This window comes from Kribbella sp. NPDC050281, assembly GCF_040655855.1.
In the GTDB taxonomy this organism is placed as follows: domain Bacteria; phylum Actinomycetota; class Actinomycetes; order Propionibacteriales; family Kribbellaceae; genus Kribbella.
Genome location: NZ_JBFAKS010000010.1, coordinates 11,857 through 28,442, shown reverse-complemented (window position 1 = coordinate 28,442; position 16,586 = coordinate 11,857). Strand labels below are relative to the sequence as shown.

Here is a 16,586-nt window from a genome sequence, read left to right as displayed (position 1 = left end):
GCCGATTCACGCTTGGCGGGTCAAGGTTCCTAGACTGCAATCCGCAGAAGTTCCGAATCGAGAGCGAGCCATGTCCGGTCCCAACACTGATTACGACCCGGTCGAAGTGACGCCGTTGCACGCCGAAGAGGTGGAGCGGACCCGCGACGAGGCGCTGAAGGCCTTTACCGAGGCGGCCGATCTGGCCGCCCTGCAGGACGCGAAGGGCACGCATCTCGGAGAGAAGTCGCCGATCGCGCTGGCCAACCGGGAGATCGGCGCGCTGCCGCCGCAGGCCCGCAAGGAGGCCGGGCAGCGGATCGGTGCGGCCCGGAAGGCGATCAACGAGGCCTTCGCCGGCCGGCTCGCCGTACTGGAGGCCGAGCACGAGGAGCGGATGCTCGCCACCGAGCGGGTCGACGCGACGCTGCCCTGGCACACCCCGGAGCTCGGCGCCCGGCACCCGTTGTCGCTGATCTCGGAGCAGGTCGCCGACGTGTTCACTTCGCTCGGCTGGGACGTCGCCGAAGGGCCCGAGGTCGAGGCCGAGTGGCTGAACTTCGACGCGCTGAACTTCCAGCCGGACCACCCGGCCCGGCAGATGCAGGACACCTTCTTCGTCGAGCCGGCCGGCTCAGGGACGGTGCTGCGGACCCACACCTCGCCCGTGCAGGCGCGCTCGATGCTGACCCGCAAGCCGCCGATCTACGTGGTCGTCCCGGGCCGGGTGTTCCGCACCGACGAGCTGGACGCGACGCACACGCCGGTCTTCCACCAGGTCGAAGGCCTGGTGGTGGACGAGGGCATCACGCTCGCGCACCTGAAGGGAACGCTCGACCACTTCGTCGTCTCGATGTTCGGCGAGGGCCTGGAGGCCCGGCTGCGGCCGAACTTCTTCCCGTTCACCGAGCCGTCGGCCGAGGTGGACCTGAAGTGCTTCGTCTGCCGCGGCGCGTCCGTCGGCAACCCGGACCGCCCGTGCCGCACCTGTGGCAGCGAGGGCTGGATCGAGTGGGGCGGTTGCGGCGTGGTGAACCCGCGCGTCCTGCAGGCCTGCGGCATCGACACCGACCGGTACTCCGGTTTCGCGTTCGGGATGGGCCTGGAGCGGACGCTGATGTTCCGCAACGGGGTCGAGGACATGCGGGACATGGTCGAGGGCGACGTGCGGTTCAGCCGCCAGTTCGGGATGGAGATCTGATGCGGGTCCCACTGTCATGGCTTCGTGAGTACGTCGACCTCCCGGCCGGGGTCACCGGCCGCGATGTCGGGGAGAAGCTGATCCGGGCCGGCCTCGAGGTCGAGACCGTCGAGGAGTCGGACCTGACCGGACCACTGGTGGTCGGCAAGGTGCTGACGTACGAGGACGAGCCGCAGAAGAACGGCAAGACGATCCGCTGGTGCTCGCTCGACATCGGCAAGGACGAGCCGCAGTGGGTCGTCTGCGGTGCCAACAACTTCGAGGTCGGCGACCTGGTGGTCGTCGTACTGCCGGGTGCGGTGCTGCCGGGCGGGTTCGCGATCTCCGCGCGGAAGACGTACGGCCATGTCTCCAGCGGCATGATCTGCTCCAGCTCGGAGCTCGGTCTCGGTGACGACGGCACGCACGGCATCGTGGTCCTGGAGCCGGGTGAGGCCGCGCCGGGTGACGACGCGATCGAGTTGCTGGCCCTGCGCGACGACGTACTCGACATCGCGGTCACACCGGACCGGGGCTACTGCCTGTCCATCCGTGGCGTCGCGCGCGAGGCGGCCACGGCGTACGGCGTGGAGCTCAAGGATCCGGCCGGTCTGACGCTGACCGGCTCGGGTCAGGGCGGTTACCCGGTGCGGGTGGACGACGCCGAGGCGTGCAGCGTGTTCGTCACTCGCACGGTGACCGGTATCGACCCGAAGGCGTTGTCGCCGCGCTGGATGCAGAAGCGGCTGCTCGCGTCCGGGATGCGGCCGATCTCGATCGGCGTCGACATCACCAACTACGTGATGCTCGAGCTCGGCCAGCCGATCCACGGCTACGACAAGGCCCGGCTGAGCGGCGAGATCGTCGTACGCCGGGCGACCGCCGGCGAGAAGCTGATGACGCTGGACGACCAGACCCGCGAGCTGGACGCCGAGGACCTGCTGATCACCGACGACTCCGGCCCGATCGGCGTCGCCGGGGTGATGGGTGGTGCGTCCACCGAGATCTCCGACGCCACCACCGACGTGGTGATCGAGGCCGCGCACTTCCACCCGATCGTGATCGCCCGCGCGTCGCGACGGCACAAGCTGTCGTCCGAGGCGTCCCGGCGGTTCGAGCGCGAGGTCGACCCGCTGCTGCCGCGGTACGCCGCCCAGCGCGTCGCCGACCTGCTCGCCGACCTGGCCGGCGGCACGATCGAGGCCGACGAGACCGTCGTCGACACGCACGCACTCCCGGAGCCCACCACCATCCGCGCCGACCACTCGGCCCGGGTCGCCGGAGCCCCGATCACCATCGAGGAAACCCTGCGCCACCTGCGCTCGGTCGGCTGCACTGTCGAGCCAGCCCCTGCAGATGCCGTGCCGGCTCCGCTTGCGGCGGGAGTGCACGCCCCGGCGATTGAGAAGGCCGGGGACGACTTGTTGAGCGTGACGCCGCCGTCGTGGCGGCCGGATCTGCATGATCCGAACGACTTCGCAGAGGAAGTCATCCGCCTGTTCGGCTACGACAACGTCCCGTCGATCCTGCCACCCGCGCCGGGCGGCCAGGGCCTCACCGTGGCGCAGCGCCGTCGCCGCCGGGTCGCCACGGCGCTGGTTGGCGCCGGCCTGACCGAGGTCGTGTCCTACCCGTTCACCGGTGAGGCGGACTTCGATGCAATGGGCCTGCCCGCCGACGACCCACGTCGTACGACGGTCAAGCTGGTCAACCCGATATCCGACGAAGAGCCGTCGATGCAGACCATGCTGCTGGCGACGCTGCTGCGGACCGCCGAGCGCAACGTCGGCCGCGGCGCCACCGATCTGGCCATCTTCCAGACCGGTCTGGTGTTCCTGCCGAAGGGTGAGTCGAAGCCGGCGCCGCTGCTGCCGGTCGAGCATCGCCCGAGCGACGCCGAGATCCAGACCCTGAACGACGCGCTCCCGGACCAGCCGCTGCACGTCGGTGTCGTGCTGACAGGTTCGCGGACGCCGACGGGCTGGTGGGGCAAGGGTCAGCCGGTCGGCTGGGCCGACGCCGTGCAGCTCGCCCGGACCATCGCATCGGCCGTCGGTGTCGAGCCGAAGGTGCGCAACGGCGAGCAGGCACCCTGGCATCCGGGCCGGTGCGCGGAGTTCTCCGTTGACGGCAAGGTCGTCGGTCATGCCGGTGAGCTGCATCCGAAGGTGTGCCAGGCGTTCGGGCTGCCCGCGCGGTCGAGTGCGGTCGAGCTCGACCTGGAGGCCCTGATCACGGCCGGCCCGTCGTCGATCGCGGCGCATCCGTTCTCGTCGTACCCGGTGGCCAAGGAGGACGTGGCGCTGATCGTCCCGGCCGACGTGGCCGCGGCGGAGGTCGAGGCGGCGCTGGTCGAGGGCGCCGGTGAGTTGCTGGAGTCGGTCCGGCTGTTCGACCTGTACACCGGCGAGCAGATCGGCGAGGGCAAGAAGTCGCTCGCGTTCGCGCTGCGCTTCCGGGCGGCGGACCGGACGCTGAAGGAGAACGAGGTGGCCGACGCGCGGCAGGCCGCGGTCCAGGTCGCCGTCGATCGCTTCGGCGCCGTCCAGCGGGTCGGCTAGTCAGATGGCCGGGCGGGGGCACGCGCGGGTGGCGGTCGCGGCGCCCAACCTGGCGGCGGCCGAGGCGGGGGTCCGGGTCGCGGCCGAAGGTGGCAACGCGGTGGACGCCGCGATCGCGGCCACCCTGGTGACGATGGTGAACGAGATCGGCGTGGTCTCGCCGGCCTCGGGCGGCTTCGTCACCCTGCAGGTCGCCGGCGGCGATGCCGTCACCATCGACGGCTGGGTGGAGATGCCCGGCCGCGGGCTGCCCGCCGAGCGGTTCGGCCAGGGCGTCTGGGACGTCACCACCGACTACGGCGGCGGTACGACGACCACCGTCGGCCACGGGTCGGTCGCGACCCCCGGCGGGATGAAGGCACTGGATCTGGCCCACCGGCGCTCCGGCAAGGCGCCTTGGCGTGAGGTCGTCCAGCCCGCGATCGATGTCGCCCGCAACGGGTTCCCGCTGAGCCGGACGTCGGGCTACTACCTCGGCTTCACCCACGAGATCATCTTCGGCTGGCACCACCCGAGCCATCGGGTCGTGCACGAGGAAGACGGTTCGGTGATCAAGGCCGGCACCACGTTGGTGATCCCCGAGCTGGCCGAGGCGCTCGAACTGATCGCCCGCGACGGCGCCGAGACCATGTACACCGGTCAGCTCGCCCAGCTGCTCATCCACGACATGGCCGAGAACGACGGCATCCTGACCGCCGAGGACCTCGCGGCATACGAGGCCGTCGTACGTCCAGCGCTGATGGTCCGGCAGAACGGGTGGCGCCTGGCGACCAACCCGCCGCCGGCCGTCGGGGGAGTCGCCGTCGCCGCGATGCTCGCGCTGCTGTACGGCGTACCCGCGGACGGCAGCTGGAACCAGTCCGAGCTCGAGCGGCTCGTCGAGGTGCAGCACGCCGTACTCGGGCAACGGCTCGCAGAGCTCGACGGGGAAGACCTGCGCCAGCTGGAGAGCAAGAAGCTTCTGGACCTCGCTGCGGCTGGTGACCTGCGTGCGCTGAGCTCACCCAGTACGGCGACCGTCTCGGTGGTCGACGACGAAGGCGATGCCTGCGCAATCACAGTCTCGTCCGGCTACGGATCGGGCGTACTGACACCGGGCACCGGTATCTGGCTGAACAACGCGCTCGGTGAGCAGGAGCTGCTGCACGGCGGACCGCACAGCCTGGCGCCCGGGACACGGCTGACCTCCAACATGGCGCCGAGCGTGGCCCGCCGCGACAGCGACGGTGCAGTGCTCGCGATCAGCTCACCCGGATCGGACCGAATCCCGACCGCGTTGGCCCAGGTGTACGCCCTGTACACGCACGGCGGCCTGCCGCTGGCGGACGCGGTCGAGCACCCGCGGCTGCACGTGCGGGTCCGGCAGGACGTGGTGGTCGACTACGAGGACGACCTCCCGGTGTCCGGCACGACCTCGCTGCCGACCCGGCCGATGCCGCCGCACTCGATGTACTTCGGCGGCGTCGCGGCCGCGTTCTGGGATCCGGTCGACGGGCTGGTCGCGGTCGGCGATCCGCGGCGGACCGGCGGGGTCGCCATCTCCCCGCCGACCTGATCGCGTCATGAGTAAGGTCATCCCTTCGGCCGTTCGAACTGGAAGGTCTGCAGACCATGCGGGACCCTGAGCTCTCCGTCGTCGTACCGATGTACGACGAGGAAGAGGTGTTGCCGATCTTCTTCGAGCGGATGCACCCGCTGCTGGACGGACTCGAGATCAGCTACGAGCTGCTGGTCGTCGACGACGGCAGCCGGGACCGGACCGCCGCGCTCCTCCTCGAGGCAGCCAAGGACTGGCCGCAGCTGCGCGTCGTACGGCTGCTCCGCAACAGCGGTCATCAGGCCGCGCAATCGGCCGGCTTCCGGCGCGCCCGCGGTCGGTACGTCGTCACGATCGACGCCGACCTGCAGGACCCGCCGGAGGTGATCCCCGAGTTCCTCGCCGCGGCGCGCGAGCAGGACGTCGACGTCGTGTACGGCGTTCGCTCGGACCGGTCGAGTGACTCGTGGCCGAAGCGGACGACGGCGCGGCTCTACTACCGGCTGATGGGCCGGCTGATCGGCAAGGACACCCCGTTCGACGCGGCCGACTTCCGGCTGGTGTCGCGGCGGGTGGTCGACGCGGTGAACGTGCTGCCCGAGGACGGCCGCGTGTTCCGCCTCGTCATCCCGTGGCTCGGCTTCCCGAGCGCCGAGGTGCGGTATGTCCGCGCTGAGCGGGCCGCCGGGACGACGAAGTACAACCTGACCAAGATGCTCCGGCTCGCGTTCGACAGCGTGACCGCGTTCTCCGCGGCTCCGCTGCGGCTGGCGACCTGGCTCGGGCTGCTCGGTGGCCTGCTCTCGGTGATGGTCGTCCTCGGCGCGCTCGTCATCAAGCTCACCGGCCGCGGCATCCCCGGGTGGACGTCGACCGTGCTCGCGGTGAGCGTGATCGGCGCGATCCAGCTGCTCTGCCTCGGACTGCTCGGCGAGTACGTCGGCCGTCTGTTCCAGTCCAGCCAGCGCCGGCCGCAGTTCCTCGTCGGCTACGACAGCCTCGAAGACCAAGGACATCAGGAACCGGTACACCACCGATGAAGCGGTCCCTTCCCTGGCTGCTGCCGTTCCTGGTCGCGGTCATCGGGTTGCTCTCGGTCGACGTCGGACCGGGCCCCATCGTCAAGTACGCCGTCTACTTCGCGCTGGCGATCGCACTCCCGGGCACTCTCCTCCTGCGCGCGGCCTGGCGGAGTACGGGCAACTGGGCGGAGGACCTCGGCCTCGGCTCCGTCGTCGGTGCGACCTGGCAGCTGATCGGCTGGGCTCTGTTCACCGCACTCGGCTGGCAGCGCTGGCTCATCATCTGGCCCTTACTGGTACTGATCGCCTTCGCCTCGGTACGACGCCTGCGCGAGTGCTGGCGTATCGCCGACCCGAAACCACTGCCGGTCGCGTGGACCTGGGCACTGGCCGTGTCGGCGACGGTCATGGTCGGAGCTACCACCGTCGGCGTGCTGGCGTACCACCAGATGCCGCCGGACGGGTCGGCGTACTACCCGGACCTGCTCTACCACCTGTCACTGGTGAACGAGTTGACCCGGTCTGTCCCGCCGGAGTTGCCGCAGGTGGTGGGGGAGCGGCTGGAGTACCACTGGTTCGCGGACGCCGACATGGCCGGGGCCGTGGACATCACGCGGCTGACGCCGATGATCGTGCTGTTCCGGTTGTGGCTGCTGCCGTGGCTGGTCGTCGTACTGCTCGTGTGCGCGACGCTGGCGCGGACCGTGAGTCGCACCTGGTGGACCGGCCTGCTCGCGGCCATCGCCCTGGCCGCGCCGCAGTTGTACTTGTTCTTCGACACGAGCGTGAATCTGGCGCCGCCGGTCAGCTTCCTGAGTCCCTCGCAGACGTTCGGGCTGGTCGCCTGTGTGACCGCGGCGGTGCTGCTGATCGAGCTGTTGTTCAGGAACGCCGGGGGCTGGTTGTGGGCGGTCGTGATCGCGGTCGCGATCGTCGGCGGTGGGTCGAAGCCGACGGTGTTGCCGCTGCTGGTCGCGGGCGTCGGGCTGGCCGCGGTGTTCCTGTTCGTGACGACCCGACGGGTGCCGCTGCGGATCATCGTCGCCGGTGTCGTGCTCGTGGCGGTCGGTGCCGGGACGTTGCTGACGGTTGCCGGGAGCACCAAAGGTTCCAGGCTGCAGTTCCTTGCGGTCCTCAAATCGCTGCCCGTCTATACGGCCGCGACCGGTGATACGACACCGCCGGGGGAGGGCGGTCTGATCCTGCCGGGGCTGGCGCATGGCGCGGTGATCGGGACCTTGACGCTGCTGCTCGCCGTACTGCTCACGCTCCAGGCGATGGCGTGGGCCGGTTTCGGCGTCGCGGGCCGCCGGGATCCGGTCGCGTGGTTCCTGCTCGGTGTGATGATCGCCGGCTGGGCGGGGTACCTCCTGATCGACCATCCGTCCGTGAGCGAGTCCTACTTCATCTACACCGCCGCGCCATTCAGCCTGGCGGCAGCGGGATGGTTCGCTGCCGTCAGTGTGCGTGCGGCCGAGCGGCCGATCCCGGTGGCAGTCACGGCGTTCATCGTGTCGGTGATCTGTGCTGGTCTGCTGGTGTGGGCGAGGGGTGTGCCGGCCGCTTCGCCGGGCCGTCAACTGTGGCTGAGCACGCGCGTGCTGCTCGTCGTACTGGCGTTGACGGTCGTGTTGCTGCTGGTGTGGCGACTGTTCTTCCGGCAGGCGGGTGGTGGGCTGCTCGTCGTACTGATGTTGCTGGCGATCTCGCCGATCAGTTCGTTCCTGCAGAGCGCGGCGCATGGGGACACCGAGAAGTCGCAGACGCACCGGGCCCCTCACTGGTGGGTGTATCGGGACGAGGCGTTGGCGGCGTTGTGGCTCGAGAAGCACTCGGCGCCGACCGATGTCGTTGCCACGAACACCTGGTGTCGTCCGGCCGGACGGCAGACGCCTGGGTGTGATGCCCGCGGTTATCTGGTCAGTGGGATCGCTGGTCGCCGGACGTTGATGGAGGGCTGGGCGTACACGAACCAGGCGATGGCCGAGCAGGGCGTCGGCGGCCGCCGGTACACCGAAGAGCCGTCGCCCTGGCCCGAGCGATTCACGCTCACCACCGAGGCTCTCGCCACGCCGACACCGGACCGCCTCCGTCGGCTCCGCGACGAGTACGACGTCCGCTGGCTGTACGCCGACGCCCGCGACGGGACCGTGTCCACCGAGCTCGACCGGCTGGCCACGCTGCGACACAGCATCGGCAAGGTCCGGATCTACGACCTCGGAGAGTGATTAGCCCGTAACATTGGGCCAGCGTAGGCCGTTGTCTCTACGCTGGCCCGCCCGCCCCGTGGCCGAAGCATGCGGAAACGTGATTGCTCGGGAGGGCTGCACATGCGGGCGACGCGACCGGGCGCATCCATTCTGTTGGTGTTGGGCCTGCTCGCCCTGCCGTGCGTGGACGCAACCGCCTATGAGGTGCCTTCGGCGCCTTTCGTCCAGGGGGACTCGGCGACCGCGGTGATGCCTGGGTCGGGACTCAAGCAGACGATCACCGTGACTGGGCAGACGGAGTTGGTGGATGCGACGACGGCGGGCGTGCGGGGGACCGGGCCGACCACGTACGCGCCGCCGATAGCGCGCACGACGCCGGCTGAGGATCTCGTGGTGAGGACCGGGAGCTGCGCGTCCACCGGAGGATGTGGTGACCGCGGCACGGTGACGATCGCGTTCTCGCAGCCGGTACGCAACCCGGTGCTCCATCTGGCCGGGATCGGCGGCGCGGTCACGCAGACCGTCAGCGACAATCCCACCGCCCAATCCGAGCTGCACTCGGTGCTCAAGCTGACCACCGCCGGCCTCAGCCTCACGAAGGTCGGCCAGGGCAACAATCTCGCCGTCACCAGCGACACGATCACCGCCGCGAACCATGACGCCGGCCCGAACTGCAGCAACACCAAGACCGGCGCCGGCGGCCCCGACGCCACCGCAAGCGCCGCCTGCGGTTCCGTCCGGATCAACGGCGTCGCCACCAAGCTCAGCTTCGACGTGACCGCGATCTTCACCAAGCACCCGAAGCTCCCGGCGTTCAACACCCCGGCCTCCGGCGACGCGTTCTCCGTGCTCGCGTCCATCGGCGAGGACTTCGGCGACGCCCCCGAGTCGTACGGCGCTGCCTGGTCGGTGCTCAGCGACGTACACCTCGGCAAGGACGCAACCGAGGACAACGCGACCGTTGCCAACGGCACCACCGGTCCTCAGGCGTCGGATCAGGCGGACGACGGCGTCACCCTCAAGCCGCTCCGCACGAACGCGACCGCCTACTCCGCGACCGTCGCCCTCAGCGGCGCATCCAAGTCGGGCCGGGTCTGCGCGTGGATCGACCTCGACCGCAACGGCGCCTTCCAACCCGCCGAGCGCGCATGCACCACCTTCGCCTCCGGTCAGAGCGCGGCCACTCTCAACTGGACCAAGCTCGCCCGTCCCAGGGCCGGAGCGTCGTACGCGCGGGTGCGCATCGGCTACAACGACCCACAGGTGGAGAAACCGACCGGTGCCGCCGACGCCGGTGAGGTCGAGGACCACCCGATCACCATCGCTCCACCGCCTCCGCCGATCCTGCTCGACGACACCGCGACGACCGAGTTCAACACCGGACGGATCGTCGATGTGCTCGGCAACGACAAGCCCGGCGACCCCGATGCGCCGCTCAAACCGGGCACCCTCTGCCTCGTCGACGGCAACAAGTGCGTCGAGATGGTGAACGTCGTCGGCCAGGCCAAGTACGTCGCCAGGTCCGACGGCACGATCGATGCCGACCCGGTCCCGGGCTTCGTGGGCAAGGCCAAGCCGGTCACCTACCGGGTTGCCGACAGCAACGGCAGTACGGCGACCGCGACGCTGACCGTCACCGTCGCGCTGCCCGCCGGTCCGGTCGCCACGCCCGACACCGCGACCACCCCGCAGAACGTCAGCATCGCGCTGAAGCCACTCGCCAACGACCACGCCGCCCCTGGCGTCACCCTGGTCGCCGGCTCCGTCGTACTCCGTGACCCGGCCGACGCGACGTTCAAGAAGACGGTGGTCATCCCCGGCGAGGGTGAGTACGCCGTCAAGCCCAGCGGCGCCGTGGACTTCGTGCCGAAGCCGCAGTTCACCGGTGTCGGTACGTCGATCGGCTACCGCGTCACCGACACCACCAAGCAGACCGCCGAGTCCACCCTCGTCGTCACGGTCACCCCGGTGAAACCCACGGCCAATGGCGACTCCGTGTCCACGCCGTTCGACACGGATGCCGTCGTACCGGTGCTGGACAACGATCTGCCCGGATCGCCGGATGCTCCGCTCGATCCCGCCAGCCTGCGACTGGTCGACCCGGTCAGCCACAAGCTCGTCGACCAGGTGACCATCGCGCGGCAGGCGACGTACTTGGTGGCCGACGGCAAGGTCACGTTCCGTCCGGTGCGCGGCTTCCACGGGGTTGGTACGGCGTTGACGTACCAGGTGCTGGACAAGAACGGGACCGCGGCGCGGGCGTCGCTGACTGTCTCGGTCGACGCACCCGGTCCGCCGGTTGCGAACTCGGACGCGGTCACGATCCTGCAGGGCGCGTCGGTGCTCGTCCCAGTCCTGGACAACGACAAGCCTGGCCCGACCGGATCGGCGCTGGTGCCGGGCAGCGTGCGGTTGATCGGGCCGACGCGCTCCGAGCCGACGACGTCGGTCGTCGTCCCGGGCCAGGGCAAGTACACCGCGAAACCGGACGGCCGGATCCTGTTCGAGCCGGTCCGGACGTTCAGCGGCGCGGCGACGCCGGTGACGTACCAGGTTGCTGATGGCAACGGCGCGCTCGGAACGGCGGCCCTCGCGGTCCGGGTGACCAAGGTCCAGCCCGATGCGTCCGACGACACCGCGAGTACGGCGTACGACACCACTACCTCGGTCGCTGTGCTGGCGAATGACACCGCGGGCAACCCAGCGGTCCCGTTGGTCCCGAGCAGTGTGCGGCTGCTCGACCCGAAGACCCATCAGCCGAAGACCACGGTGGTCGTCGCCGGCGAGGCGACGTTCACGGTCGAGCCGGACGGGAAGGTCGAGGTCGACCCTTTGCCCACGTACACCGGGGTCGCGGCGCCGATCACGTACCGCGTCTCGGACGTGAACGGCACGCTGGCCACCGCGACGCTCACCGTCACGATCGCGAAGCCGGCCGCACCGACTGCGAAGCCCGACACCGCCACCGGCAAGCAGAACGTCCGGCTGAACGTCGTCCCGCTCGCGAACGACACCGCCGGACAGGGCACCGGCCTCGACCCGCTGAGTCTGGCCCTTCTCGATCCGGCCGACGGCTCCCTCAAGAAGTTGGTGAAGATCCCCGGTCAGGCCAGCTACGAGGTCAATCCCGGCGGCACCGTCACCGTGGATCCGCTGCCAGGCTTCACCGGTACGGCGACCACGCTGACCTACCGCGTCACGGACTGGTTCGGTCAGGCCACCAAGTCGACCATCACGGTGACGATCACTCCCGTCACTCCGATCGCGGCCGACGATGTGGCGACAACGCCGTACGACAAGACCGTCACGGTCAAGGTGCTGGCGAACGACAACCCGGGTGACGCGACCGCGCCGCTGGTTCCGGCGACTCTGCTGCTCACCGATCCGGCGGATGGATCGTTGAAGGCGAAGGTCGCGATCCCGAACGAGGGTGTCTACACGGCGGCCGGGGGAGTGATGACCTTCGATCCCGGCGCGACGTTCCGCGGACCGGGCACGCCGCTGACCTATCAAGTGGCCGATAGCAACGGAACGCCGACGACCGCGAAGCTGTGGATCACCGTCGGTCTGCCACCGGTCGCCGTCGCCGACACCGCATCCACGCTGCAGGACGTCACTGTGACCGTGAACCTGCTGTCCAACGACAGCCCGGGAACTGACGCCAAGCTCGATCCGGCGTCGGTCGGCCTGCTGGACCCGGCTGCTCGGACGGCGGGGTACCTCAAGAAGGTCACGGTCGCCAATCAGGGCACGTACACCGTGCAGCAGAGTGGCGCTGTGGTGCTCGACCCGCTGCCGGCCTTCCGCGGCAAGGCGCTGGCGATCAACTACCGGGTCGCTGACTCGAACGGGAACTTCTCCGCGGCGACGCTGACGATGACAGTCACCCCGATCTGGCCTGTCACCGTGGACGATTCGGGCATCACGCCGTACAACCACGCGATCACGGTCGACGTGCTGGCCAACGACAAGGCGGGCGACCCGTCCGCGCCGCTGGTTCGGACGAGCCTGGTGCTGAAGGATCCGGCCGGTGGGTATCGCCAGACCATCACCCAGCCTGGCGAGGGCAGCTACACCACGACGGACGACGGGTCGATCACGTTCACTCCGGTCAAGGACTACCAGGGCGTGACGACTCCGGCGACGTACCGGATCACCGACGACAACGGGTCGACCGCCGAGGGGCTGCTGTTCCTCACGGTCGGCCAGGGGCCGGAGGCGGTCGCGGACACAGCGGCCACGAAGCAGAACGTGAAGGTGACGCTCGATCCGCTGAGCAACGACAAGCCGGGTACGGCTGCTCAGCTGGAGAAGACCTCCGTCCAGGTGTACGACGCGAGCACGGGACGCTGGGGGCGGACGGCAACGATCGCCGGACAGGCCGCGTTCGCGGTGGATGCGGTGACCGGGAAGCTCACGGTTGATCCGGCGCCGGCGTACCGCGGTGTCGTCTCGATCGTCTATCGGGTGGCTGACACGAGCCGGAACTCCGCGACCGCGACCGTCGCCGTGACGGTGACGCCGGTGGTGCCCGCCGCGGCGGACGACAAGGCGTCGACTCCCTACGAGACCGCCGTGACCGTCGCGGTGCTGGACAACGACAAGCCAGGCGACGCTTCGGCACCGCTCGCGGTCGCCGACGTGCGGTTGCTCGATCCGGCGACCGGCGATGCCGTGACCTCGCTGGAGGTGCCGGGGCAAGGTCTGTTCACTTTCCAGCCATCGGGTGGGGTCCGGTTCGCGCCGATGGATGGCTTCGCCGGTACGACGACGCCGGTCGGGTATCAGGTGGCCGACACCAACGGCACGATCAGTGCGGCCGCCCTGACGATCACGGTCCAGGCTCGGCCGGTGGCGACGGCTGATGCGGCGCGGACCAAGCAACATGTGGCGGTGACGGTCGACCCGCTGGCGAACGACAAGCCGGGACCGGATGCGACCTTGGACCCGGCGACTTTGTTGTTGGTCGGTCCGGCCGGCGCGTTGGTCGACGATGTCACGGTCGCCGGGCAAGGTGAGTGGTCAGTTGCCGAGGGCAAGGTGACGTTCAGTCCGGTGGCAACGTTCACGGGGACAGCGCGGCCGGCGGCGTACGAGGTGAAGGACAGCAACCGGAACTCGGCGCGCGCGACGATCATGGTGACCGTGGTGCCGGTGCGTCCGGTCACCGTCGACGACAGCGCCCGGACCGGCTTCGGCCAGGCCGTCGTCATCCAGGTGCTCGGCAACGACAAGCCCGGTGACCCGTCCGCGCCGCTCGCCCCGGCCTCCGTCGTACTGCGTGATCCGGCGGACGGAAGGGACAAGAAGGTGGTGACCGTTCCGGCCGAGGGTGGTTTCGTGGTGGCCGCGGACGGCACGATCACGTTCACCCCGGCCAAGGGCTTCATCGGTACGACGCGATCCCTCGCCTACCGGGTCACCGACGCGAACGGTACGTCGAACACGGCACTGGTCGACGTCACCGTGGCAGCGCCGATCCTCGCGAAGGCAACAACGGACACGGCCACCGGTACGCCGGGCAATCCGGTCGCGGTCAACCCACTGCTCAACGACGACGGCGCGATCAACCCCAGCACGGTCTGCCTGCGCACCGGCTCGGCCACCTGCACGAAGCGCGTCACCGACGCCTCCGGCACCTGGACCGTCGCTCCGGACGGCACCATCAGCCTCACGCCCGCGGCCGGCTTCACCGGAACCGCGAAGGTGTCGTACCAGCGCACCGACGCAACCGGTGCCGCAGTTACCGCCCCGGTCAAGGTCACCCTCGGAGCGCCACCCACGGCCGACCCTCAACCCCTCGACAACACCGAACTCCCCGCCACCGGCGGCCCGCCGGCCATCCTCGTCACCCTAGGCACCCTCCTCACCGCCCTAGGCGCCACCCTCCTAGCCCTCGTCCGCTCCCGCCGCTAGCGCTTGGTGGGTACGCCGAGTCGTGGATTGTGGTTGAGTCATCGGCCGATTCGTGACCGATCTCCACGACTCGGCGGTTGGACCCCTGGGTCAGAGGTCTTGGACGAACATGATCTCGTCGCGGTACTCGCCGGGAGCGACCAGGATCGCGCGCGGATGACGGCCGACGACGCGGTAGCCGAGCGGCTCGTAGAACTTCTCCAGTCCCAGGCCGTCGCGGATCGTCAGCTGGAGCTGCTCCAGACCGAGATCGACGGCCGAGCCGCGCAGCCCTTCCATCAACAGGCGGCCCGCACCGTGGCCCTGGTGCTGGGGATGGACGATCACGCGCAGCATCGTGCGCCAGTGCCGTTGCAGGGCCCCGCCCCGCGTCACCAGCAGCCCCATCCCGACGTACCGCTCCCCGTTGTGCAGGACACCGAGCACGTCCAGGCCGGCCGCGACCCGGCCGAGCGCCTCGTCCAGCGTCTCCGCCACCTGTTCGACCGGCGCCGGCGCAGCGAAGCCGACCGCGCCACCCGCGTCCGTGGCCGTGATCCAGGTGTCCAGCAGATCCGCCCGCAGCGCCGGATCCAGAGCCTCGTCCGGCTCGACCTCCACGTACTTCACTCCACCTCCAGATGCGACTCAGTTGCAGATACTCTACGACTGCGCATCGAGGGTGTGGCGGGGTGGGACCGCGGTGAGCTTGTCGGGGTTGCGGACGAGATACATCTCGGTGATCAGGCCGTCGGTCATCTCGAAGAAGGCGACGGTGTCCGGCTCGTCGCCGTCGTACGCGATGGCCGCGGTCTGGCCGTTCAGCGTCCCCATCCGGATCTCGAAGTCGGGGTTCTCCGCGATCACCGCGAACAGCCAGCGGACGATCTTCGCCGCGCCGTGGATCGGCCGGAGCGCCGCCTTCTTCTTGCCGCCGCCGTCGCTGATCAGGAGCGCGTCCGGCGCCAGCAGCGACACGACCTGCTCGAAATCGCCGGTCCCAGCGGCCGCCATGAACTGCACCGTCAGCTCGCTGTGCCGCGCCTTGTCGACGTGATGCCGCGGCCGCCGCGCTTGCACGTGTTCCCGGGCCCGGTGGGCGAGTTGCCGGACCGCGGTCTCCGACCGGCCGAGCGTGTCCGCGATCTCGTCGTACGGGAGATCGAACACCTCGCGCAGTACGAACGTCGCACGCTCGAGCGGCGAGAGTGTCTCGAGGACGACCAGCATCGCCATGCTGACCGAGTCCGCGAGCTCCACGACCGCCGCCGGATCCGCGTCGGGCGCCGCGAGCTCCGGCGACATCGGCTCGGGCAGCCAAGGCCCGACGTACTGCTCCCGCCGGGCCTTCTGCTCCCGCAGCCGGTTCAGCGCGAGCCGCGTGGTGATGCGGATCAGGTACGCCCGCGGGTCGCGGATGTCGCCGTGGTCGATCGCGGCCCACCGCAGCCAGGCCTCCTGGACCACGTCCTCCGCGTCGGTGACACTGCCCAGGACCCGGTACGCCGCTCCCACCAGGACCGCCCGGTGTTCGTCGAACTCGCGAGCGAGTTCTTCGTCGGCGCGACCCGGCTGATCATCAGTCACGTGGCCGGCCTCAGCTCGCAGAACTCCTTGAAGCCCTGGCTGGTCAGGCCGAGCGCGGCGTTGCTGCGGGACCGGAAGTTCTCCAGTGAGACCAGTGCCGTGAGCTCGACCAGTTGCTCATCGGTCAGGTCTTGGCGCAGGCGCTCGACCTGCTCGTCGGTGACCGTTGGCGGGGTCACCGTCATCGCCTCGGCGTACTCCATCACCGCGCGCTCCAGATCCGTGTAGACGTCGCTGTCCCGCCACCCTGGCACATCGCGCAGCTTCGCCGGGTCGACACCCTGGTGATGGAACTCCCAGTAGCCGAAGTCCATGCACCAGCTGCAGCCGATCTGCGCCGACGGCATCATCACCGCGAGCGCCTTGAGGGTCGGGTCCAGCTTCTTCCATCGCGCGGCCGACCCCTCCAGCAGCATCGTCGACACCAGCACCCGCCGGTTGTGCAGCGCCACCTTCGCCGGATCCGGCACCTTGCGGTACATCCTCCGGCTGCTCCACTCGACCATCCGCACGAACCACGTCTTGCGATGCTCCAGCTCGATCCGGGCCATCCCGTCCTCCCTCAGGTCGTCGTCCCCCTTGCGGACACGCGGGATCCACCCGGCCGTGACATGA

Annotated in this window: 9 protein-coding genes; 6 read left to right on the top strand and 3 right to left on the bottom strand. The window is 69.6% G+C overall.

The genetic code is table 11. The features are described 5' to 3' along the window. The first annotated feature begins 70 nt into the window (after positions 1 to 70). The 6 genes from pheS to AB0I34_RS12960 all read left to right on the top strand — a co-directional run bounded on the left by pheS (position 71) and on the right by AB0I34_RS12960 (position 14,405). Positions 71 to 1,180 (top strand): phenylalanine--tRNA ligase subunit alpha, encoded by a 1,110-nt coding sequence (pheS, locus tag AB0I34_RS12985; protein ID WP_360444158.1) that lies wholly within the window; start codon positions 71 to 73, stop codon positions 1,178 to 1,180. Beyond that, complete coding sequence (locus tag AB0I34_RS12980) at positions 1,180 to 3,720, top strand: phenylalanine--tRNA ligase subunit beta (protein ID WP_360444155.1); 2,541 nt, start codon at positions 1,180 to 1,182, stop codon at positions 3,718 to 3,720. The genes pheS and AB0I34_RS12980 overlap by 1 nt, the downstream gene beginning before the upstream one ends. 4 nt (positions 3,721 to 3,724) lie before the next feature. After that, on the top strand, positions 3,725 to 5,275 hold the full coding sequence (locus tag AB0I34_RS12975; RefSeq protein WP_360444152.1) for a gamma-glutamyltransferase: 1,551 nt from the start codon (positions 3,725 to 3,727) through the stop codon (positions 5,273 to 5,275). 56 nt (positions 5,276 to 5,331) lie between these two features. Further along, the gene (locus AB0I34_RS12970; protein WP_360444149.1) at positions 5,332 to 6,297 is read left to right on the top strand and encodes a glycosyltransferase family 2 protein; all 966 of its coding nucleotides are present in this window, start codon (positions 5,332 to 5,334) and stop codon (positions 6,295 to 6,297) included. Then, positions 6,294 to 8,507 (top strand): hypothetical protein, encoded by a 2,214-nt coding sequence (locus AB0I34_RS12965; protein WP_360444146.1) that lies wholly within the window; start codon positions 6,294 to 6,296, stop codon positions 8,505 to 8,507. The genes AB0I34_RS12970 and AB0I34_RS12965 overlap by 4 nt, the downstream gene beginning before the upstream one ends. A gap of 264 nt (positions 8,508 to 8,771) precedes the next feature. Further along, positions 8,772 to 14,405: a tandem-95 repeat protein gene (locus tag AB0I34_RS12960; RefSeq protein WP_360444143.1), complete on the top strand. Its 5,634-nt coding sequence runs from the start codon at positions 8,772 to 8,774 to the stop codon at positions 14,403 to 14,405. 90 nt (positions 14,406 to 14,495) lie between these two features. Here the strand turns inward: AB0I34_RS12960 and AB0I34_RS12955 are convergent, their stop codons facing one another. Genes AB0I34_RS12955 through AB0I34_RS12945 form a run of 3 tightly spaced genes read right to left on the bottom strand, consistent with a single transcriptional unit; the run spans position 14,496 to position 16,522 of the window. After that, positions 14,496 to 15,014 carry a GNAT family N-acetyltransferase gene (locus AB0I34_RS12955; protein ID WP_360444140.1) on the bottom strand — a complete coding sequence of 173 codons (519 nt, stop codon included), beginning with the start codon at positions 15,012 to 15,014 and terminating at the stop codon, positions 14,496 to 14,498. 33 nt (positions 15,015 to 15,047) lie between these two features. Next, positions 15,048 to 15,971, bottom strand: coding sequence for an RNA polymerase sigma-70 factor (locus AB0I34_RS12950; RefSeq protein WP_360444138.1), 924 nt, complete (start codon positions 15,969 to 15,971; stop codon positions 15,048 to 15,050). Further along, a complete protein-coding gene (locus AB0I34_RS12945) occupies positions 15,968 to 16,522 on the bottom strand; it encodes a carboxymuconolactone decarboxylase family protein (protein ID WP_360444135.1) in 555 nt (184 codons plus the stop codon). Before AB0I34_RS12945 ends, AB0I34_RS12950 begins: the two co-directional genes overlap by 4 nt. Positions 16,523 to 16,586: the final 64 nt, after the last annotated feature.

Excerpts from the sequence above, each read along its gene's own strand:
- pheS (WP_360444158.1), top strand. The coding sequence starts at position 71 with ATGTCCGGTCCCAACACTGATTACGACCCGGTCGAAGTGACGCCGTTG.
- AB0I34_RS12980 (WP_360444155.1), top strand. The coding sequence starts at position 1,180 with ATGCGGGTCCCACTGTCATGGCTTCGTGAGTACGTCGACCTCCCGGCC.
- AB0I34_RS12975 (WP_360444152.1), top strand. The coding sequence starts at position 3,725 with ATGGCCGGGCGGGGGCACGCGCGGGTGGCGGTCGCGGCGCCCAACCTG.
- AB0I34_RS12970 (WP_360444149.1), top strand. The coding sequence starts at position 5,332 with ATGCGGGACCCTGAGCTCTCCGTCGTCGTACCGATGTACGACGAGGAA.
- AB0I34_RS12965 (WP_360444146.1), top strand. The coding sequence starts at position 6,294 with ATGAAGCGGTCCCTTCCCTGGCTGCTGCCGTTCCTGGTCGCGGTCATC.
- AB0I34_RS12945 (WP_360444135.1), bottom strand. The coding sequence starts at position 16,522 with ATGGCCCGGATCGAGCTGGAGCATCGCAAGACGTGGTTCGTGCGGATG.